This window comes from Acinetobacter cumulans, from assembly GCF_003024525.3.
Taxonomy (GTDB): Bacteria; Pseudomonadota; Gammaproteobacteria; order Pseudomonadales; family Moraxellaceae; genus Acinetobacter; species Acinetobacter cumulans.
In genome coordinates this window covers 63,385-83,989 of sequence record NZ_CP035936.1, presented here as the reverse complement: position 1 = coordinate 83,989, position 20,605 = coordinate 63,385, and the positions used below count along the sequence as shown (strand labels likewise).

The following is a 20,605-nucleotide window of genomic DNA, read 5'->3' as shown; positions in this document are numbered from 1 at the left end:
AATAGACAGCATGAAAGCTGTCTATTGGATTAAAAATATTCAAAGTTTTATTGGCCGCGACCCATGATGCCACGAATGGTACTCATGACGTCCGCAGGTAAAACAACGGTTTTGGCATTATTGGATTTTGCCATATCTTGCATTGCTTTAACGTATTGTTCACCCAATAAATAAGCCACTGGAATTTCTTTTTCGCCTACCGCTGAAGTGACCAATTCAATTGCTTTTTGCGATGCTTGTGCCAAGACAACTTGCGCTTCTGCGTCACGGCGTGATGCTTCTAAACGACCATCTGCTTCTAAAATAGCAGCTTGTTTTTCACCATCGGCTTTGGTTACTGTCGCACGACGTTGACGTTCGGCAGCTGCTTGTTCTTCCATCGCAGCTTGCATGGTGTGTGATGGTTTAATATCTTGAATTTCAACTGTTTTAAGGGTAATACCCCAATCAGCGATGTCATCAGAGATACTGGCTTTTAGGCGTGCTTTAATATGATCACGTGAAGACAGGGCATCGTCTAAATCCATTTCGCCAACAATTGAACGCAATGATGTTTGTACGAGGTTTTGGATTGCCCAAGAGTAGTTTTCAATACCATACACCGCATTTACTGGTGTTGTAATATTAATATAAGCCACGGCATTCATGACCAATACGGCGTTGTCTCGGGTAATGACTTCTTGAGAAGGAATATCTAATACGATGTCTTTGGTGGTGACTTTATAAGCCACTTCATCAATGTAGGGAATGACAAAGTTAAGGCCAGGTTCAAGTACGGTATGGTATTTACCTAAACGCTGTACGATCCATTTATAGCCTTGAGGGACAATACGGACACCTTTAAAAATCGTAATGGCAACAAAGGCCAAAAAGGCTAAAACAACAATAGTAGCTCCGCTCATTCAAATACTCTCTTGTTAGTTGTCGTTATAACTATGTGCTTGCACGATCAAATCATTCCCCATAATGTCAATGACACGCACGCGGTCACCCACTTGTACATCAGAGCGAGATCGGCATATCCATTCAGCATTGCCCAATACGGGAATCGGAAAGCGAACTTTGATTTGTCCTAATTCTAGGTTGGTTTGAATGACCATACCAACTTGACCGACGGTTGCTTCACGAGAAAGGCCGGCTTTGGTTTTGTCTTTTGAAAGTGGTTTAATGAATTTAAACCATGCAATGGTGCAAAGAATGGAGAGAATGATCCAAGTCACGAGTTGAGTTGTTGTGCTCAACATTGGAAACAGAAAATATAAAATACCCACCATGATTGCGCCAATACCAAACCAGAGGGCGGCGAAAGCTGGAAGGATTAATTCTGAAATGATCAGTAGAAAGCCTAAAACAAACCAGTGCCAAGGTTCTAAAATAAATTCCATACCGCTACTCGTGTCGTTGTCAAAGATCGTGGGTGTGTATTGATATCAATGTAGCAGATGCAAAAGTTTTTGAGTATAAATAAAATTTATTTTTGTATTTTTGCACAGAAAAGCCAACTGCTCGATTTTGGGTAAGCTATTTATTATGTTTTATATTTATAAGAGTAGCATACCATAGCGCTAAATCGGTTGAATCAGTGCTATGGTATATGGGGCTTGTGCTTAGATTTTGGCCACTGGTACAGGCTTAAAGGCAGCAGGAGATGCTTTAAAGTCGCTCACTAATTTTTGAATCGCTCGGATTTTTAATTGAGTGGCTTTTTCGCCTTCCAAGATCGTTTCATTACTGGCTTTTAGATCTAAAGTCCCAATGTGGCCCACTTTAGGCTGAATCACAATGTTGGCCTGTTGAAGCTCTTCATTAATACTTTGCTGTCCCATAATATTAATGGTTTGATCCAGTACGCCAAACATATTCATGGCTTTCGTGCCATCAGGGCGCGCTGAAATATCCACAGCAATGACGATGTCTGCACCCATATTTTGAGCTGTTTTTACTGGAATTGGACTGACTAAACCACCATCAACATATTTTTGCCCACTAATGAGTGCGGGTACAAATACATTGGGAATACTACATGAGGCACGCACTGCTTGACCTGCATTGCCTTTAATAAACTCCGCTTTACGGCCTGTATCTAAACGTGTAGCAACGGCAGCAAAGCGAATGGGAAACTGTTCAATCGGTTTATTGGCTACATTTTTGTTTACGTAGTCTTGTAGCTTTTGTCCCAATAAAAAGCCTTGGCGGTTGAGCGTTAAGTCTCGAATATCAGACTCTTTAAAACCAAGTGCAATTTGTTGTAATTGATAGGGGCTTTTACCACTGGCATACAGGCTGCCTACGAAGCTACCTGCACTGGTACCGGTTACAATTTTGGGTTTAATGCCATGAGATTCAAGTACTTTGAGTACCCCAATATGTGCAAAACCTTTTGCACCACCGCCACCTAAAGCAACAGCAATAACGGGTTCACGTGCTTTGAGGGGTGTTGTTTGAACGGGTGTTTGTGTGGCTTTGTCACAGCCAGCAAAACTGAGCGCTAAAACGCTCAGCAAAGAATATTTTAGTAGTTTCATTATCTGGAACAATCAAGAAAAGTTTAGCAAAGTCGCATCAGTATTGAGCTGTATGATATCTCATCAAAAAATACAACAATTTGCTAGGGCTTTTTCCAGTGCTTTTGTAACGGCTTGGCTAGCCAGTCGGGGTTTTTAGGTGAAAAATGGCCTTCATAGCACTGTAGAATTTCAGCTAAATCCTGTTCGAAATTGCCTGTTGTGTGATAGGCGCTTAAGCATCGGATGGCTTTGTTTTCATAATCGAATGCAAACATCACAATAGGGATCTGGGCTTCATGTGCGATGTAATAAAAGCCACTACGAATTTTTTCAGCACGCTTTCTTGTGCCTTCGGGTGCCATGGCAATCCAAATTTTTTCTTGTGCTTGGATGATCTCAACAATTTGTTGAGTTAGCCCACTGGCGTGTTGGCGTTCTACTGGAATTACACCAATCCAATCTAAAATAGGCTTCAGAGGGGTCTTAAATAAAGTATTTTTACCAAACACTGTGACTCGAATGCCTAAGCCAAGTAAAGCGAGAAAGGCATACCATGCATCAAGATTTGACGTATGTGGAGAAACAATGGCCATGGCTTTGGGGAAGTTTGGGAATTCTCCAGTAAAGCGCCAGCCTTGTGCCAAAAATAAACGCTTAAAGACAGATTGACTCCATGCAGTGCCACGTGAGGGCACAGAATTAGGTAAATGAGGAAAGTCTTGTGTCATAGAAGTCATGCACTTTTACTTGGCGATAAGGTTAATATAGGCGCTGTAAATAAGAACTGCATTGGCAAAAATGAGCAGTTCAATTGCATATAAAAGAGTTAGCTTAACCAATTGAATAATGGGGAAATGCAATGCTGCAAATGCGGAACATTTATGTGTTGTTATTTTCTCTATATTGGGCGCAAGGTTTACCTGTCGGTTTTATGACGCATGCATTGCCTGTGATTTTACGTGCGCAGGGTGTGTCTTTGGCACATATTGGTGGTTTTGGTCTATTAATGTTGCCTTGGTCAATTAAAGTATTTTGGGCACCTTGGATTGATCGAATTGGACATCATAAACATGGGCATTATCGCTCATGGATTTTGCCCTTGCAGGGCATGAGCATTGCAATTTTAATCCTACTGTCTTTTATGCCTATACAGGCCTTGGATCAGCCTTTATATCTCATGGCACTATTTGTTGCTCTTCTGAGTATGAATATGGTGGGTGCTACGCAAGATGTTGCAACAGATGGCTTGGCCGTGAGTTTACTCAAATCAGAACAACAATATTGGGGCAACATGTTTCAAGTGGTTGGGTCGCGTTTGGGCTTTATTATAGGGGGGGGAGCCATACTATGGGCTTTAGATTGGTTAAATTGGCAAAGCACCTTTTTAGCCTTGGCTGTATTGGTTTTTTTCAATAGTTTACCTATTCTTTTTTATAAAGAGCCTGTACGTCAGGTTACCACACCATCCACTCAGCAAGCTTTTCACTGGCAGTCTGTACGTGATTATTTAACTTATTTTGTAGGTCAGCCACACATGTGGTGGTGGTTGATGGTGCTACTGAGTTTTAAAATTGCGGATGGCTTGGCGGGGCCCTTGCTAAAACCACTGATGGTGGATTTGGGCTTAAGCTATAGCCAAATTGGCATTTATATCACCATGCTGGGGGCGTTGGCTGCATTATTGGGGGCTGGATTGGCAGGCTTACTGCTGAAATATATCGGGCGCTTTCAAGCTTTATGGCTGTTTTCCGTGCTCAAGGTTTTCAGCTTGGGCGCTTATGCATGGCTGGCGTGGCAGTACCAAAATCAGGTGCTGGTTCATCCGTGGCTCATTTATACCATTAATGCTGTAGAAGACATGCTTGCATCGATGTTGTTGGTGGTCATGCTGACTTTAGTGATGCAATATAGTCGTAAACGTATGGCGGGAACCGATTTTACTTTTCAGGTGAGTGTCATGGCGACGGTCAGCGGTGGTTTATATATTGTCAGTGGCATCATTGCAGATCAATTGGGGTATGCACTGTATTTAAGCATGATTTGTGTTGTTGCATTATTGAGTATTATTCCGATGTTAATTTGGCATAAAGAAAGTCAAAAAAATATTGCTTAAACTGAGCTGAATTCAGCGTTAAAACTGTAGTTTGAAAAGCAGTTGTTTGAATGATAATTATTTTTAACTTATTGAAAACATAATTTAAATAATGGATTTAAGAATAAATTAAGCTTGTTAAGTATCGATTAAGTTTGCGCGATTAATTTAGCTTCATTCGTAAAATATTTGAAGAAATTTTGCATGTTTGAATCACTGAAAAGAAAATGGCAAACATTCACGACAATGCCAGTTTCACGCTTTAACTTATTAGTGAGTGTTTGGTTGGCCTTCGCCCTCAATATTGGGTTTTATCAAAAATTGCATCAACTTACGCCGTATCAAGGGATGAAGTCGTGGCTATTTTTGATCGCATCTGTATTGGTGGTGACAGCACTGTATAACATCTTATTGCAACTTTTGCAGTGGCGTTGGACTGCAAAGGTAGTTGCATTAATTTTACTATTTATTGGTGGTTTTAGTGCTTACTTTGTGTGCAGTTTGGGTGTTGTGATTTCGCCAGATCAGATTCAAAATGCCATGCAGACGGATCCACAAGAAGTGAAAGGCTTAATGTCTATACGCTTGTTGTTCTGGAGCCTTTTTATGGTGGCCTTACCAATGTTGGTTGCGGCCTGTATTCCACTTAAAGTTGAAACCAAATCTAAAGTATTGATCAAAAAAGGCGTGCATCTTATTGCATCCTTTGCAGTGCTGGCAGCAATGCTTTTTGTATTCTATGTAGATTATGCTGCGATTTTCCGTCAACACCGCGATTTAAAAGGCATGATCTCGCCACAAAATGCCATCGCTGCAGGTTTTTCATATTTTCATCATCAAGCGCCAAAAGAAAATTTGCCTTTGGTGAAATATGGTGAAGATGCGCATTTGGTAGAGAAAACTGCGCAAGGCAAAAAGCCAAAACTAATGGTATTGGTGGTGGGCGAAACAGCACGTGCTGAGAGTTTTTCTTTAAACGGTTATGCAAAAAATACCAACCCTGAGCTGTCTAAATTAGACGTAATAAACTTTAGTCAGGTAAGCTCATGTGGTACGGCAACTGCAGTTTCGGTACCGTGTATGTTCTCTGGTATGCCTCGTAGTGACTATGATGAAAACTTAGCAAACCACCGTGAAGGCTTATTGGATATTGCACAGCGTGCTGGATATAAAGTGACATGGATTGATAACAACTCAGGTTGTAAAGGGACGTGTACCCGTGTTGAGCAAGTTGAGATTTCGCCAGAATTGAAGAAAAAATGGTGTACACCAGAAGGTGAATGCTATGACCAAATTTTAGTAGATGCGTTGAATCAATATATCGAAAAAATTCCAGCGGATGATCAAACACCACGCTTGATAGTATTACACCAAGTCGGTAGCCATGGACCTGCATACTACGCCCGTGCAACGCCAGAATTTCAAAAATTTAAACCCACTTGCGATACCAATGCCATTCAGGGTTGTACACAAGACGCTTTAATCAATAGTTATGATAATAGTATTGTTTATACAGATCATATCTTGAGTGAAGTGATTCAGTCATTAAAAGCCAATAGCAAGTATCAAACAGGTTTCTGGTATTTATCGGATCATGGTGAATCAACTGGTGAATATGGGATGTACTTACATGGTGCACCGTATGCGATGGCTCCATCACAACAGACGCATGTTCCGATGATTATGTGGTTTTCAGCAGAATGGAAAGCCCATCAAGCGGCCAATGTAAGCTGTTTAAGCCAACAAAAATCCAAAGTGTTGAGTCAAGATAATTTATTCCCAAGTCTCTTGAGTATATTGGGTGTACAAACTCAAGTGATTGATGCAAAAAATGATATGCTACAAAATTGTAAGCCTGCTGCTTAAGTGAGTTGATGCCATGACAAAAATTTTAATCATTGAAGACGACTTTATGATTGCTGAGTCTACTCAGACTTTATTGAAGTATCAGGGGTTTGAAGTAGAGTGGGTAAATAACGGAATTGATGGTTTAAAACTCTTACAGCAAAGTGAATTTGATGCTGTATTGCTAGATTTAGGTTTGCCTTTGATGGATGGTATGCAAGTGCTTAAGCAGATTCGTCAAATTCAGCCGAATTTACCAGTCCTGATTATTTCTGCACGTGATCAATTACAACAACGTGTTGATGGTTTAAATCAGGGGGCAGATGATTATTTAATTAAACCTTATGAGTTTGATGAACTGATTGCCCGTATTCATGCATTGCTACGCCGTAGTGGAAAAGAGCAACAGGCCAATCAGCAACACATTTTAACCTATGGTGAGTTGGTGCTCGATGTCGAACAGCATTTGGCTAAATACAAAGGTCAGTATATTGATCTGTCAAATCGTGAGTGGGCCATTTTAATTCCACTGGTGACACATCCGAATAAGATTTTTTCTAAAACCAATTTAGAGGACAAACTGTATGATTTTGATAGTGAAATCAGCAGTAATACCATTGAAGTATATGTACACCACTTAAGAAATAAATTGGGCAAAGATTTTATTCGTACCATTCGTGGTTTGGGTTATCGCTTAGGACAACTTTAAATGACGTTCAGCACACACAGTTTTGCAAATTCACTAAAGACTAAACTGATTCTGTACATGTCTTTTTTCAGTCTTATTGTAGGCTGTGTGTTGATGATGTCGGCTTATAAAATTTCTTTGGAAGAAACCAATGAAATTCTAGATCAACAAATGAAGAATTTGGCGGAGCGTGTGGTTCGGCATGGATTAGAACCAACCAGAAATGATTTTGAGCCAACACAGCGTTATGCTGAGCAAGATCTATTTGTTGATGTGTGGTCTTATAAAGATCGCATACAAAATCAAAAACATAGTGATATTTTGGTGCATTCGGTACCGAAGGCAGGTTTTTATCGTCACAAGAATGCCGATGATGTTTGGTATACCTATGTTTTGCCTCAAAAAGACTATCAAATTCAGGTCAGTCAGCAACAATCGGTGCGCCAAGATCTCGCTTTAGAATTGGCCGGCAGTATGCTGATTCCGTATTTGGTGCTCATGCCTTTTGTGATTTGGGGCTTGAGTTGGATGATTAGCCGCATTTTACAGCCTTTAGATGACTTTAAAGCAGAACTGGCACAGCGTAACTCCAAAGATTTACAGCCTATTTTGGCAAGAGATTATCCTGTTGAAATTATTCCAACCATTGAAGAAATGAACCATCTGTTCGAGCGTATTAGTTTGTCTCAGCAAGAGCAACGCCAGTTTATTGCAGATGCGGCGCATGAGCTACGCACTCCGATTACTGCATTGAGTTTACAAATGCAGGTGTTATTACAAGAGTTTCCAGAACATGCGGATTTACAACGCTTAAACTTAGGATTAGTTCGTATTCAGCATTTAGTGACGCAGTTATTAAATTTAGCCAAACAAGATGCCTCTATTGAAGACCTTGAACGTTTACAGGATTTTGATGTTTCAACGACAGCAGTCAATTGTGTAGAGCAACTTATTCACTTGGCGATGCAAAAAAATTTAGACTTAGGTATGGAGCAGAGTGAAGCATTGAAACTGCATAGCCAAGAGTCTGCTGTGCATTCCATTATTTATAACCTGATTGATAATGCCATTAAATATACGCCCAATAATGGCGTGATTAATGTTTCGGTCTATCCAAAAGACGATCATGCCATGATTGTGGTAGAGGACAGCGGACCTGGTATTGACCCTCAATTACATGAACATATTTTAAAGCGCTTTTATCGCGTGCATCATCATCAAGAGGTGGGTAGTGGTTTAGGGCTATCCATTGTAGATAAAGCTGTACAACGGATTAATGGACAACTGAGCTTTGGTACAAGTGAAAGCTTGGGCGGGTTGAAGGTCAGCATTGAATTGCCACTATCGCCAAAAGCATAAAAATTAACTTCACCGCGCTTGAATCTGTGCGGTGTTCTTTTTGTTTGAGTATGTACTATTTAATGATTCATCTTGTTTAAATGAAACATTTACAAAAGCCTATGCAATATTGCATGGGCTTTTTTGTTGCGCTGTATAAACTGGGTCTGTATTCAATGTAAGCGATAAAGTGTATTTCAACAAATTGGACAAAGTTAAATACAAGGATATTGAATGAGCCGTATATCTTATTCATAAATTAGCCATGTCAAATATGAGAAAAAACGAATAGATGTAGGATATTGAGTAAACGCTAATAGATGACAAATGTTGATGTCCTAAGGCATTTTTAGTCTGAAGTATTGTGTAAAAGAGCAGGGATGTTCGTACTGGCATGTGTAGAACTGTAAAAATTAAATCACAGATTGATGATTTAAGCTTAGATTACGATTAAAGCACCAATTGCGTGTTATGAGGTTCTAAGAACACGGATTGCTTTTTGCATAGATAGAAAATGACGTAACACAGCATATTGGTACAATAGCAGATCCATAAAGTCCATAAGTTATGACTCATGAAGTGTGCACCACGCATCATTTGCGCCCAGCCCATGCTAAGGCCTAAAACGAGCCCTGCAAGCAAATAAAAATAAGCACGTTTAGGCTGTGAAATATGATAAAGGAAATACCCCGTTATAAATGAAAAACCGAGTGAGGCATGACCACCGGGGAAGCAATGACCAGACATTGCAGAAAAGTCCCAAAAGAAACCATCTGTATCTGGAATGGTCATGGACCAAGGGCAGGCATGACTGGATTGAGACTTTAAGATGCTCACTACAATGGTGCAGAGCATAGAGACCCAAAATAAGTAACCTAGTTCTGTGCGACGAGGTTTTAAACGTTCAACTTTAAACGATGCAATCCAAGCAAAAAATATGAAAACATAAACGACAATTAAAATGTCTTTAATGTACTTGTGATTTAATTTGGCTAAGTACCAATTGTCTCTTAATAAAAACTGTCCAGACTCACTAATCCAAGGATGAATCAAGCTTAAATCAAGATCTCCGCCCACAGGAATCACAGTTTGTAGTAAACCGAAACTAATTAATAAGATTCCAATATGAAAGAGAATGAATTTGGGATGATTTTGCATACTTAGCTAAATAGTTTTCCTTTTGAGCTATTAAGGCAAAAACAGCTTAACTAAAACTTAAAGATGGATATTTTAGTCAGATCTTTAGTCAACGTCTTGCAATGCTTAGCACAGAACCAGCAAAACGCCTTTAATGGTCTGTGCTACATTGCCTATTCATTTCAATTTGTTCGTGTAGGCCAGTTTGCCATGTCCATTCGTGCCGTGATCTTTGACTTAGACAATACCTTAACGCATCGTGATTTAAGCGTCGTGGCCTATAGTCAGTTTTTAGCGCAGCATTATGCCCATCATTTAATTGCACCTGATCTGGCACAGATCAAGCACATCATCAATTCAATTGATCGGGGCGGTTATCCAATTGCTGCAGATTTAACCCATCCAAGTATTGGTGCTTCTGTGGCCTATGCACTGCAACAACAATTAATTTGGCACCAGCCAGTTGATTTTGATGAATTGACACAATGCTGGTTCCGTTTTTTTGGTGCACATGCTGTTGCGATGCCCGGGGCACACGAACTGCTGAGTCAACTTAAAGCGCAAGGCTTTCAATTGGCTGTAGTGTCAAATGGGGGCCATACAACCCGTTTAAATATTTTAAAAGGCCTTGGCTTTGAAGCGTATTTTGATGTGATTGTGAGCTCAGAATTGGCAGGTGTAGCAAAACCAAATATACAGATTTTTAACTACACCCGTGAGCAATTGGGCTTAGATGCAAGGCAATGTTTATTTGTAGGTGATCATCCCATCAATGATGTTTTTGGGGCAGAACAAGCGGGCATGCATGCCGTTTTATTAGAAGGCTTTCATGATGATGTGAACAGAGTCGCGACTGAGCGACGCATTCAAAACTTGGCACAAGTCTGGCAATATTTAGAGCCCTTATCTTTGGCTTAATATTGCCCACACTTTTTAAACAGTCATTGGAATAGTGATTTAAATAGCAATTTACACAGCTATTTTTATAAGCATGATGCATGCGACGCTGTGTTGCAAAGTTAAAAATGCGAACAATGATGAGATAAAAAAATTGGATAATCCTAAAGAGTCATGGATTATCCAATTGAAGGTTAAATGATTATCCGAAGCTGTGTTGACTTAGAACATATTATCTTCTGAGTTTGCGGTAATACGGTGAATCGATAGATCGGCACCGCGGAATTCTTCTTCTTGGCTTAGACGGATGCCTATAATTGCTTTAAGTGCGCCGTATACACAGAAACCACCAGCCAAGGCAATAATAACAGCAAAGACTGTGCCAAAGACTTGTGAAAGCATGGATACGCCACCGAGGCCGCCTAGCCATTTTTGCCCAAATAAACCGACAGCAAGACCACCAAAGGCACCGCATACACCATGTAATGGCCAAACACCCAATACATCGTCAATTTTTAGTTTGTTTTGTGTGTAGGTAAATAATTTAACAAAAATCACTCCAGCCACCATACCAATAAACAGTGCACCAACAGGGTGAACTATATCTGAGCCTGCACAGATCGCCACCAAACCTGCCAATGGACCATTGTGTAAGAAGCCAGGGTCATTGTCGCCAACCAAATGGGCTGCAAATGTACCGCCAACCATTGCCATGAGTGAGTTAATCGCAACGAGACCTGAAATGGCATCTAAACGTTGAGCACTCATCACGTTAAAACCAAACCAACCGACAATTAAAATCCAAGAACCCAGCGCTAAAAAAGGAATTGAAGATGGTGGGTGTGCACTGATACGGCCATCTTTTTTATAACGACCATAACGAGGCCCAAGTAAAATAACGGCAGCAAATGCAATCCAGCCACCCATTGCATGTACCACGACAGAACCTGCAAAGTCATGAAAGCCTGCGCCAAAATTTTGAGCTAACCATGCTTGAACACCCAGATTACCATTCCATGCAATACCTTCAAAAAATGGATAGACCAAGGCCACTAAAATAAGCGTTGCAATGGCTTGAGAGCGCATTTTCGCACGCTCGGCTATTCCACCTGAAACAATCGCTGGAATTGCAGCTGCAAAGGTGAGGAGAAAGAAGCAGCGCATAAGGTTATAGCCATGATCGGCCGCTAAGGTTGTTCCAGTATGGAAAAAATGCTGACCATAAGCGATGTAATAGCCGACAAAAAAGTATGCAATGGCTGAAATTGCAAAGTCAGAGAGAATTTTACTTAAAGCATTTACTTGGTTTTTATGGCGAACAGTTCCGAGTTCTAAAAAAGCAAAGCCTGCATGCATTGCAAGCACTAAAACAGCACCAAGGAGGAGAAATAATAAATCTATATTTTGCATGTAGTGCTCCAATATAGTGCGGTATATCACAAAAAGAAGTTCAGTATAGCGAGGTAGTATTTTTGGAACAGGGGGGCAAGCAAGGGAAATTTTGATTAATAAATTTCAAAAACTTACAAGACTCGATATAAAGCAAATTAACACAATATGCACTATGTTGGTGCAATTTTAAATGGTTTTAAAGTCCAATTAATACAATAAATATGAATGGCTTATATATAATTTTAATGTATTTTTATTTAAATGAATTGCAATAGTGCATGTTTGGCACAGGGCAAGTTCTATAGAAAATCTGTAATTTTTATCTCAGTAGGTTGAGTTTAAGTTTTAATTGAGCTTAGATTAAAAAGAAGCGTTAATGAAATGATCAGGTGTTTCATTTTTAAGTAATCATTAAAAAACACTCTAAAGTCTGAGGTTTAAAATAGCACGACAGTCAGAAATTATCTGACTGCCGTGGCTGAGTGTTAAAGCTCTGCAGATGAATGGAATGTTTAAAATTAGTGCAAAATTTTGTTTAAAAATTGCTGTGCACGTTCACCTCTTGGTGCATTAAAGAATTCATCTTTACTGCAATCTTCCACAATTTTCCCCTGATCCATAAAAATAATGCGGTCTGCAACTTGGCGGGCAAAGCCCATTTCATGCGTGACACACATCATGGTCATGCCTTCCTTGGCTAAACCGACCATCACATCCAGTACTTCATTAATCATTTCAGGATCGAGTGCAGAGGTGGGCTCATCAAAGAGCATGGCAATTGGATCCATGCTAAGCGCGCGGGCAATTGCAACACGTTGTTGCTGACCGCCAGAGAGTTGTGCTGGAAATTTTTCTGCATGTGCACTCAGGCCAACACGCTCTAAATAGGCAAGGCCTTTCTTTTTTGCTTCTTCTTCAGAGCGCCCTAGCACCTTGACTTGAGCAATGGTGAGGTTTTCTGTAATGGATAAATGTGGAAACAACTCAAAATGCTGAAACACCATCCCGACACGGCTACGTAGTTTACTTAAGTCGGTTTTGGGGTCATGAATACCAATCCCATCGACAGAAATTTCACCTTGCTGAAAAGGTTCAAGCCCGTTGACGGTTTTAATCAGGGTGGATTTGCCAGAACCTGAAGGGCCACAGACCACCACCACTTCACCTTGTTTAATTTGCGTGGTGCAATCGGTTAGTACTTGAAATTCTTTATACCATTTACTGACATTTTGGAGGTCAATCATTACTTTTTGTTCACTCATACAGTTAACCTCCGTTGTAATTTTTTCACTGCATAGGTTGCAAGCATGCTGATGGTGAAGTACACCAAGCCAGCGAATAGAATGTATTGGGTCAGTAACGACATGAGGTCACCACGGACGTAGTTGGTGCGGAAAAAGTCTAATAGTCCAATGGCATACACCATGGTGGAGTCTTGAAACAAAATAATGGTCTGTTGCAACAGGAGGGGCGTCATTTTACGGAAGGCTTGCGGCAAAATAATCAATCGCATAGTTTGCGGGTAAGTCATGCCCAGTGCATAAGCAGCAGATGTCTGACCTTTAGGAATAGACTGAATGCCAGCACGGACAATTTCCGAAAAATAAGCTGCTTCAAACAGCATGAAGGCCACAATGCTCGATACCAGCGCTGTATCAATGGTGAGGTAATTACCTGTGATCCCGGTATAAATAAACGGGACAGCAAAATAAAACCACATAAGTACCAGCAGGAGTGGAATGGAGCGGAATAAATTGACGTAGCCTTTAGCAAACCAATTGAATGCTTTAATGGAAGACAGTCGCATGAGTGCAAGTAGGGTGCCAATGATAACCCCACCAATGGCTGCACTAACCACTACTTTTAAGGTAATGCTGAGCCCATGCCAAAGCGCAGGCCAAGACTGTTGTAAATCTTGTGTAAATGCAGTGAGCCATTCCATTATTTATCTCCTGCGATTAAACCTGGAACACGCAAGCGTTTTTCCAGAAAGTTCATAAATCCAATCAGGCAGATATTAATCAAAATAAATGCAATGGTAACGTAGGTGTATATTTCAATCGTATTTTGCGTGTATTCACTGATGGTTTTCATCTGCGAGATAATTTCTGCAACACCCACTAAAGATGCAACAGAGGTATTTTTAACGCAGTTGGTCAATTCAGAACTCAGCGGGGGCAAAATGGTACGAAATGACTGTGGCAAAATCACGTAGCGGTATAATTGCGCCGTACTAAAGCCCATGGCATAACCCGCATTGGTCTGGCCTTTGGGCACCGCTTCAATACCTGTGCGTACTTGTTCACAGACACGGGCTGCGGTAAATAAGCCAAGCCCAATACTTGCAGAAATTAGTGCTGTGGTATTGGCACCTAAGTCATTAATCCACCAGTTTCGAATGCCTTCTGGTAAGAAGTTTGGCACGACATAAAACCAGATAAACAATTGAACCAGCAATGGAATATTACGGAAAATGGTGACATAGGCAGTGCCGATTGAACGTGCTAATGGACTAGGGAGAGTGCGCATAATGCCTAAAATGCTACCCAGTACCATCGCAATGCTCCACGCGACAGCAGCAATCACCAGTAGCCAGCCTAAGCCTGTGAAGACCCAGTTCAGGTAAGTGGTATCGCCAATGCCCGTGGATTGGAACAATACGCCCCAATTCCAACTATAATTCATAGTGACTCCTTTTACGGCGTCAGCCAAAGTTAGTCGGCTGACGCAAAGGCATGTATGGCGGTTAAGGGTTAAGCATCACGGTCATGCGGGTTGCTAATCAGCTGTTTCAGCTGTTCAGACATCTCAAAGTTCAAATTAATATTTTTTGGTGGAATTGGAGAAAGGAACCATTTCTTATACATTTGGTTGATTTCACCAGAGCTATATACCTCTTTAATTGCGCCATCGACCACTTGTTTGAAGCTTGTATCGCCTTTACGTAGCATACAACCATAAACTTCATGAATTGGTGGTGTACCCACAATTTCCCATTTGTTTGGATCTTTGGCTTTCGACTTTTCACCTGCCAGTAAAATATCATCCATCATAAAGGCCGCCGCACGACCATTTTGTAGCATAAGGAATGATTCAGCATGATCTTTGGCTGAAATTACTTCGCCAATGCCTAGCTCTTTTTCATGCTGGCGAATATAGCGCTCTGAAGTTGTACCCGCTGTAGTTACCAGTTTTTTGCCTTTTAGGTCTGCAAAGTCTTTCACCCCAGAATCTTTAGCGGTGAGCAGGCGAGAGCCAACTTCAAAGAATCCGACAGAAAAGTCGACCTGTTGTTGGCGTTCTTTATTGTTGGTGGTTGAACCACACTCTAAGTCGACAGTACCGTTAGATACCAATGGAATACGGTTTTGGCTGGTCACAAGGTTATAGCGAACTTTCAAATCTGGCATGTTCAGCTGTTTTTTTAGCGCTTCAACCACTTTGAGTTGTAGATCATGTGCATAACCTACGGGTTGGTTTGGATTGTCTGCAATATAAGAAAATGGAATAGATGAGTCGCGGTAGCCCAGCACAATGGTGCCTGACTTTTTGATTTTATCCAGCGTACCCGAATTTGAGGAAGCTGCTGAATCTGTACTTGCACCTTGTTCTGCGGATGGTGCTTTATTGTTACCACAAGCAGTTAAACCGAGCATTAGAGAACTGGCGCAAAAAAGCGCAGTCAGTGTACGTTTTTGTGTCATGAGCAAAACTCCTTTTATTGTGCTGCATTGTTTGCTGTCATTTTCGATGGAACTTTTAAAATCCTAAATTCCTTGTTATGCAAAAATGCTTTTCTTTTATGTATGAAAAACATACTGAAAATCATCTTAAGCGAGATTTGAATGCTTGCTCAAGCAAAATTCTTTACCGAATTGTTAACGGTAACTCTTTAGGAATTAACATAATTTCAAATTTAGGTTTATGAGAAAGGTGGAGCAAAAAATATGCCATTCTTAGCTTTTTAAAGTGATCTTTATTTGCTGAAGTACTTGTGTTTATGGTGTTTTTACGGATAAAACAGGTTTTACTGCCAATGCATTATTTAAATTAAGCACGGCATAAATAATTTGGATTTTGTATGTATTTTGTTCAGCATATACTTTTTAGCATCATGTTTTTGCTTATGGGTATAGACCAAAGTATAAGCAATAAAAAACCACTATGGCTTTGCTTATATACCCAAGCATGCACATTGAGATGATTCATTTCGGCCGAGTGCTGAAATGAGCGTAGAAAAAATGATGGAAGGTTAGCTTTGGGGCAGACGTTGCAATTTTTTTTGTTATATAGTTATTCTTAAATCAATCACTTGAGTACTGGAGCTGTAGGGAATGCTGAATGTAGATACTTTCCGCAACCGCCTGCTGGTTTTATTTGCTGGCCTAGCATTTGTATTGGGTTTATCCATTACCTTATATATTGGCCACAAAGCCTCTGCGCAGATGACCAAAGCCAGTGCTCAAACTTTGAATTTGGTTGCCAAAAGCATCAGTACGACCTTGGCAAATTCGCTGACAGAACGTGAACGGGAAATGGTGCTACTGAGCGAATCGCCATTTTTTATGGCCACAGATTTTAAAAATGAACAACTGCAAGTGAAGTTGGATCAGGTTAAAAGTTCGTATAAATATTATGCGTGGTTAGGCATTGCCAATGTAGATGGTGTGGTAGAAGTCGCTGCAAATAAGATGCTTGAAGGGGCAGATGTTTCTGCTCGACCTTGGTTTAAGGAAGGCTTACAACGCGTATATTTGGGCGATGTACATGAAGCGATCTTATTGGCAAAGAAACTCAAAGCTATTAACCCGAATGAGCCAATGCGTTTTATTGACTTTGCCACGCCCATTTATGATGTCAAAACTCAGAAAATTCGTGGTGTGCTTGCAGCACATGCGGATTGGAGTTGGGCTAGCCAAGTACTACAAAGTGCACTGCCAGAAGATGCTGCTGAGCAAGGGATTGAAGTCTTTATTGTTAATGGCAAAGGCGAAATTCTGTATCCTTATAAGAGTATTGGACAAGTTCAGCTCCCCAATCAAAAAACTTCTGCACAGCCTTATTTTATTGATGACTGGCATGAAGGGCAGAACTATGTGACCACAGATGTACCTGTGGTCTCTAACACACAAATGAGCATGGGTTGGCATGTAATTGTGCGTCAGCCTGTATCTGCAGCATTGGCAGATGTACGTGCCATGCAAAAACAAATTGGCTTGATTGGTTTGATTGTGACTTTGCTGATGCTGGTGGTGACTTACCGCTTAGCCAACCGTTTTAGTCGCCCGATCGAAAATCTGGCAAAAAGTGCTTATGCAGTGGAAAAAGGTCAAGATGATGTACATTTTGAGGCACAGAGTAGCATTCGTGAAATACAAGGGTTGTCTCAGTCTTTAAATAGCATGACCTTCACGCTACTGACTCAAAAACACCAATTGGAAGAGGCAAACGCTACTTTAGAACAGAAAGTGCAAGAGCGTACGCTGGCATTAAAAGAAGCCAATTTGGAATTGGAAAAATTAGCCAATCATGATGGCCTGACTGGTCTGTATAACCGTCGGGCATTTAACGACTATCAGGCTTATTTGTTTGGTCAGTTTCAGCGTCAGCAACAAGCCTATGCTGTGCTGCTGCTGGATGTCGATTTCTTTAAAAAGGTTAATGATAGCTTTGGTCACGAAACAGGGGATCATGTACTGCAAAGTGTAGCCAGCTTAGTGGCAACAGCTGTACGCTCGACAGACTTTGTGGCACGCTTTGGGGGCGAAGAGTTTATTGTGCTATTGCCAGCAACTGAGCAAGATGGTGCAGTATTATTGGCTGGAAAAATTCGTCAAAGTATTGAAAATGAAAATATTATTCAGGACTACCCAATTACTGCCAGTATTGGTGTGAGTGTTGTATTGGTTTCGGATCAAGATGGTAATGATGCGATCCGTCGCGCTGACCAAGCTTTGTACCAAGCAAAAAAACAAGGCCGTAATCGCGTTGTATCGGATGCATAGTGCGCGAAAAAACAAGGGCATTGCCTTGCGTTAAAGCACATTCAGCGACTCGGATAGTCGTGCCATTTGTTTTATAATGCCCTTACATTTATTTGTTCATTTCTCCTAAGTATGTCTTTCGATTTAAAAATCAGTTTGTTGCCTGAAACCGCAGCGACGCTTTCACCGCTACATAAAAAGTTGAATAAACTGATTGAGCAAATTGAACAGCAAAAGCTAGATTTAGCACTTTGGCAAAATGCCAAAAGTGAAATTCAGAGTTATATTCAGCTTAAACTTGTACCGATCTATCGTAATTTGCATGCGGTGTACTTTCGTCAGCTTAATCAACTTTGGCAGCATCTACAGCAAGAAGACTTTGCTAAAGCAGATTTAGCACAGCTCGATGCAAAGCTTGCGAAACTGGCAAAGCAGCTGAAAAAATCCAACTATTTAAATAGTGCCGAACTTGAAAAAATCGCAGAGGTCGATGCTTTTTATCAGCAGCATCATGCACATAATCAAAAGCCAAATAAAAAGGGCAAGTCAGCTCAAGCAGAACAGCTAAACACAAATAGTCATGTTGATATAGAACAGGAAGCTACAGAAGAATATGAATCTTATGAAGCGTGGGACAGCGAACAATATCAACGTGAGAAAGAAGAGCATCAGCGTAAACGCTTAGTGCAAAAGCGCGAGCAAGCTGAAAAGTTAGTGAACCAATCACTGAAAACCGTATATTTAAAAATCATCGCTATGATTCACCCAGACCGTGAACCTGATGAAACTAAAAAAGCGGAAAAAACTGAATTGCTGCAAGTGGTGAACCAAGCCCATGAAGCGCAGGATTTGTTTTATTTATTAAAGCTGCAATTACAGCTTGAAACCAATAAGGGCAAAAGTCCTAAAGCTTTAGGCGATGAGCATTTAAAGTTTTATAAAATGGCTTTAGAGGCTCAAAGCCAACGCTTAGCCAGTCAGATAGATGACATTACCGATAGTTTTCACTGGAGCGAACAACCAAAGCCGAAAAATATGCAGGTGAAAGATGTGTATAAGGTAATTGATGGCGATGTTTCAGTGCTGAAAGAGCAAGTGAAGTGGGAAAAAGAACGGCTGAAATATATGGAGAAGGTGAAAGGGTTGGAGGTGTTGTTGGGGAATGGGGTTTTATAAAATCACCTCTCCCTAACCCTCACTTGCGCTTCGTTTTAAAGCAGTGCTTTAAAACTCGCTCAGGAGAGGGAATTCCATTGTGAAATTCATACAAGAATTAAGTCAAATGACGCTTCCTCTCCTTGTGGGAGAGGGTTGGAGTGAGGGCTTAAGCAACAGCTTAAAGAGCAGAAAAGCAATGGTTAATGTATATGGGGAAAAAGAGTTGATTGGAAATGTTGTAGGATAATTATTTTTTATAAATTAAGACACAATATGTTTTAAAGTAAATATAAATGATTATAAAATATAGATAAGAGACTTAGAATATTCAAAGTAAATTAATTTAAAAGGATCTTAATGGGACGATTACAAAAAAGATCCTTTGAAAAGGTCTTCCAATTGGCATTTAAATATCCTTGGTTACAAACGAAAACACAGGCTTTGACAGCTTTATTATTTGAAGATTGTGAGGATGAAGCACAAACACAGCTAGTGATCGACATTTTGGATCGACTTAAGCATATCACTATACAAGAATATAATGAGTGTGTAAGTAACTTAGCATTAGATATTGCTACATGTGGAATAGAACCAATACAATCATTCATAACAGCTATGTCTCCCAACTCTGAGGCTGATAGTGGTCAAAGTGTTTTATATGATTTAAAAGGTGAGCTATCAAAGCTTGAATGGAAAGGGTATAGATCTGTTAATCGTTTTGAACAGACAGCAAAGGCTTATAAAGATTTCAAAAAAAACGTAGGTGAGCGGGAAATTACTATAGTACTAGTAGATAATTTTGTTGGGACAGGATCAACCGTAATTAATAGAGTAAAAAGAATTCGAGAGCTTTTTAATGAATCAAAATATCCAGAACCAACTATATTAGTTAAGGTTTTAATTTGTACAGAAGGTGGTAAGAAAAAAATTAAAGAAGCAGACATTGAATTCTCATCTTATTATATAGTCGATGATAAGCTTTTAGAGAAAATATATGATTTAAGTGAAGTAGAGCAAAAAAAAGATTTGATGAGATTAATAGAGAGAAAATTATCTAGCTCATATAATGAAAGAGAATTCCCTAGTCTTGGCTATGGCGAATCACAAGTTGCACTTTCTATAGAGAGTAAAAACACACCCAATAATGTTTTTCCTGTGTTTTGGTGGAAATACTATTCAGATAATAGAGTACGAGATGTTTTATTACATAGAGCAATGGATGATGCTTAATGAGAAAAAGTGAAATTATATCAAACAAGCTGCTTGAAATACTTTTTTCATCTTCAAATAAAACTTTACAAGCTTATACTTTAAATCAGAGGTTATCAGTTCCTCCGAGTGATTTTTTTAAACTAATTTTTAAGCTGCGCGATGAAAAATTATTAATTATTGATGGGGTTTTTGTAAAACTCACAATGACTGGTGAACAAAAAGTTTTATTAAATGTTAATAATCGTCAAGTTAAAGAAACATTTATTCCAAAAAAATTTCTTTCAAAAAATGAACTTGAGGTTAATGAACTGTATATCCCTAAAAGAAGTTTGCTTTAAAAAAGAAAGCAGATATA

General features: G+C 40.0%; 19 protein-coding genes. 9 read left to right on the top strand and 10 right to left on the bottom strand.

All coding sequences use genetic code 11. From position 1 onward, the window contains the following. Positions 1 to 47: 47 nt before the first annotated feature. The 4 genes from C9E88_RS16810 to C9E88_RS16795 form a co-directional block, all read right to left on the bottom strand. A complete protein-coding gene (locus C9E88_RS16810; RefSeq protein WP_106984461.1) occupies positions 48 to 902 on the bottom strand; it encodes an SPFH domain-containing protein in 855 nt (284 codons plus the stop codon). Positions 903 to 917: 15 nt separating this feature from the next. Next, positions 918 to 1,385 (bottom strand): NfeD family protein, encoded by a 468-nt coding sequence (locus C9E88_RS16805; RefSeq protein ID WP_106984462.1) that lies wholly within the window; start codon positions 1,383 to 1,385, stop codon positions 918 to 920. Between the two features lie 222 nt (positions 1,386 to 1,607). Continuing rightward, entirely contained in the window at positions 1,608 to 2,525 is a 918-nt protein-coding gene (locus tag C9E88_RS16800) for a patatin-like phospholipase family protein (RefSeq protein WP_106984463.1), read from the bottom strand. A gap of 83 nt (positions 2,526 to 2,608) precedes the next feature. Further along, positions 2,609 to 3,235, bottom strand: coding sequence for a 1-acyl-sn-glycerol-3-phosphate acyltransferase (locus C9E88_RS16795; RefSeq protein WP_106984464.1), 627 nt, complete (start codon positions 3,233 to 3,235; stop codon positions 2,609 to 2,611). Between the two features lie 131 nt (positions 3,236 to 3,366). Here C9E88_RS16795 and C9E88_RS16790 point away from each other — a divergent pair, with 131 nt between their 5' ends. The 4 genes from C9E88_RS16790 (at position 3,367) to C9E88_RS16775 (ending at position 8,491) form a co-directional block, all read left to right on the top strand. Beyond that, positions 3,367 to 4,620 carry an MFS transporter gene (locus C9E88_RS16790; RefSeq protein WP_106984465.1) on the top strand — a complete coding sequence of 418 codons (1,254 nt, stop codon included), beginning with the start codon at positions 3,367 to 3,369 and terminating at the stop codon, positions 4,618 to 4,620. Positions 4,621 to 4,803: 183 nt separating this feature from the next. Continuing rightward, the gene (locus C9E88_RS16785; protein WP_106984466.1) at positions 4,804 to 6,465 is read left to right on the top strand and encodes a phosphoethanolamine transferase; all 1,662 of its coding nucleotides are present in this window, start codon (positions 4,804 to 4,806) and stop codon (positions 6,463 to 6,465) included. A gap of 13 nt (positions 6,466 to 6,478) precedes the next feature. Then, positions 6,479 to 7,153, top strand: a complete 675-nt coding sequence (locus tag C9E88_RS16780) for a response regulator transcription factor (RefSeq protein WP_106984467.1) — start codon at positions 6,479 to 6,481, stop codon at positions 7,151 to 7,153. Further along, positions 7,154 to 8,491, top strand: coding sequence for a sensor histidine kinase (locus tag C9E88_RS16775; RefSeq protein ID WP_106984468.1), 1,338 nt, complete (start codon positions 7,154 to 7,156; stop codon positions 8,489 to 8,491). Between the two features lie 429 nt (positions 8,492 to 8,920). Here the strand turns inward: C9E88_RS16775 and C9E88_RS16770 are convergent, their stop codons facing one another. Next, complete coding sequence (locus tag C9E88_RS16770) at positions 8,921 to 9,628, bottom strand: phosphatase PAP2 family protein (RefSeq protein WP_106984469.1); 708 nt, start codon at positions 9,626 to 9,628, stop codon at positions 8,921 to 8,923. 189 nt (positions 9,629 to 9,817) lie between these two features. Between C9E88_RS16770 and C9E88_RS16765 the strand changes: the two genes are divergently transcribed. Then, positions 9,818 to 10,525: an HAD family hydrolase gene (locus C9E88_RS16765; protein ID WP_106984555.1), complete on the top strand. Its 708-nt coding sequence runs from the start codon at positions 9,818 to 9,820 to the stop codon at positions 10,523 to 10,525. A 201-nt stretch (positions 10,526 to 10,726) separates the two neighbouring features. Here the strand turns inward: C9E88_RS16765 and C9E88_RS16760 are convergent, their stop codons facing one another. The 5 genes from C9E88_RS16760 to C9E88_RS16740 all read right to left on the bottom strand — a co-directional run bounded on the left by C9E88_RS16760 (position 10,727) and on the right by C9E88_RS16740 (position 15,600). Then, positions 10,727 to 11,914: an ammonium transporter gene (locus C9E88_RS16760; protein WP_106984470.1), complete on the bottom strand. Its 1,188-nt coding sequence runs from the start codon at positions 11,912 to 11,914 to the stop codon at positions 10,727 to 10,729. A gap of 500 nt (positions 11,915 to 12,414) precedes the next feature. Continuing rightward, on the bottom strand, positions 12,415 to 13,140 hold the full coding sequence (locus C9E88_RS16755) for an amino acid ABC transporter ATP-binding protein (RefSeq protein WP_171356292.1): 726 nt from the start codon (positions 13,138 to 13,140) through the stop codon (positions 12,415 to 12,417). A 14-nt stretch (positions 13,141 to 13,154) separates the two neighbouring features. Further along, complete coding sequence (locus tag C9E88_RS16750) at positions 13,155 to 13,838, bottom strand: ABC transporter permease subunit (RefSeq protein ID WP_106984472.1); 684 nt, start codon at positions 13,836 to 13,838, stop codon at positions 13,155 to 13,157. Continuing rightward, on the bottom strand, positions 13,838 to 14,581 hold the full coding sequence (locus C9E88_RS16745) for an amino acid ABC transporter permease (protein WP_106984473.1): 744 nt from the start codon (positions 14,579 to 14,581) through the stop codon (positions 13,838 to 13,840). The genes C9E88_RS16750 and C9E88_RS16745 overlap by 1 nt, the downstream gene beginning before the upstream one ends. 68 nt (positions 14,582 to 14,649) lie before the next feature. Beyond that, positions 14,650 to 15,600: a transporter substrate-binding domain-containing protein gene (locus C9E88_RS16740; RefSeq protein WP_106984474.1), complete on the bottom strand. Its 951-nt coding sequence runs from the start codon at positions 15,598 to 15,600 to the stop codon at positions 14,650 to 14,652. A gap of 630 nt (positions 15,601 to 16,230) precedes the next feature. Here C9E88_RS16740 and C9E88_RS16735 point away from each other — a divergent pair. From C9E88_RS16735 to C9E88_RS16720, 4 genes are all read left to right on the top strand, one after another. Next, positions 16,231 to 17,901 carry a sensor domain-containing diguanylate cyclase gene (locus C9E88_RS16735; protein ID WP_106984475.1) on the top strand — a complete coding sequence of 557 codons (1,671 nt, stop codon included), beginning with the start codon at positions 16,231 to 16,233 and terminating at the stop codon, positions 17,899 to 17,901. A gap of 111 nt (positions 17,902 to 18,012) precedes the next feature. Beyond that, a complete protein-coding gene (locus tag C9E88_RS16730; protein ID WP_106984476.1) occupies positions 18,013 to 19,056 on the top strand; it encodes a molecular chaperone DnaJ in 1,044 nt (347 codons plus the stop codon). A 339-nt stretch (positions 19,057 to 19,395) separates the two neighbouring features. Continuing rightward, positions 19,396 to 20,268, top strand: coding sequence for a phosphoribosyltransferase-like protein (locus C9E88_RS16725; RefSeq protein ID WP_106984477.1), 873 nt, complete (start codon positions 19,396 to 19,398; stop codon positions 20,266 to 20,268). Next, positions 20,268 to 20,588 carry a hypothetical protein gene (locus C9E88_RS16720; RefSeq protein WP_106984478.1) on the top strand — a complete coding sequence of 107 codons (321 nt, stop codon included), beginning with the start codon at positions 20,268 to 20,270 and terminating at the stop codon, positions 20,586 to 20,588. The genes C9E88_RS16725 and C9E88_RS16720 overlap by 1 nt, the downstream gene beginning before the upstream one ends. The last annotated feature ends 17 nt before the right edge of the window (positions 20,589 to 20,605 follow it).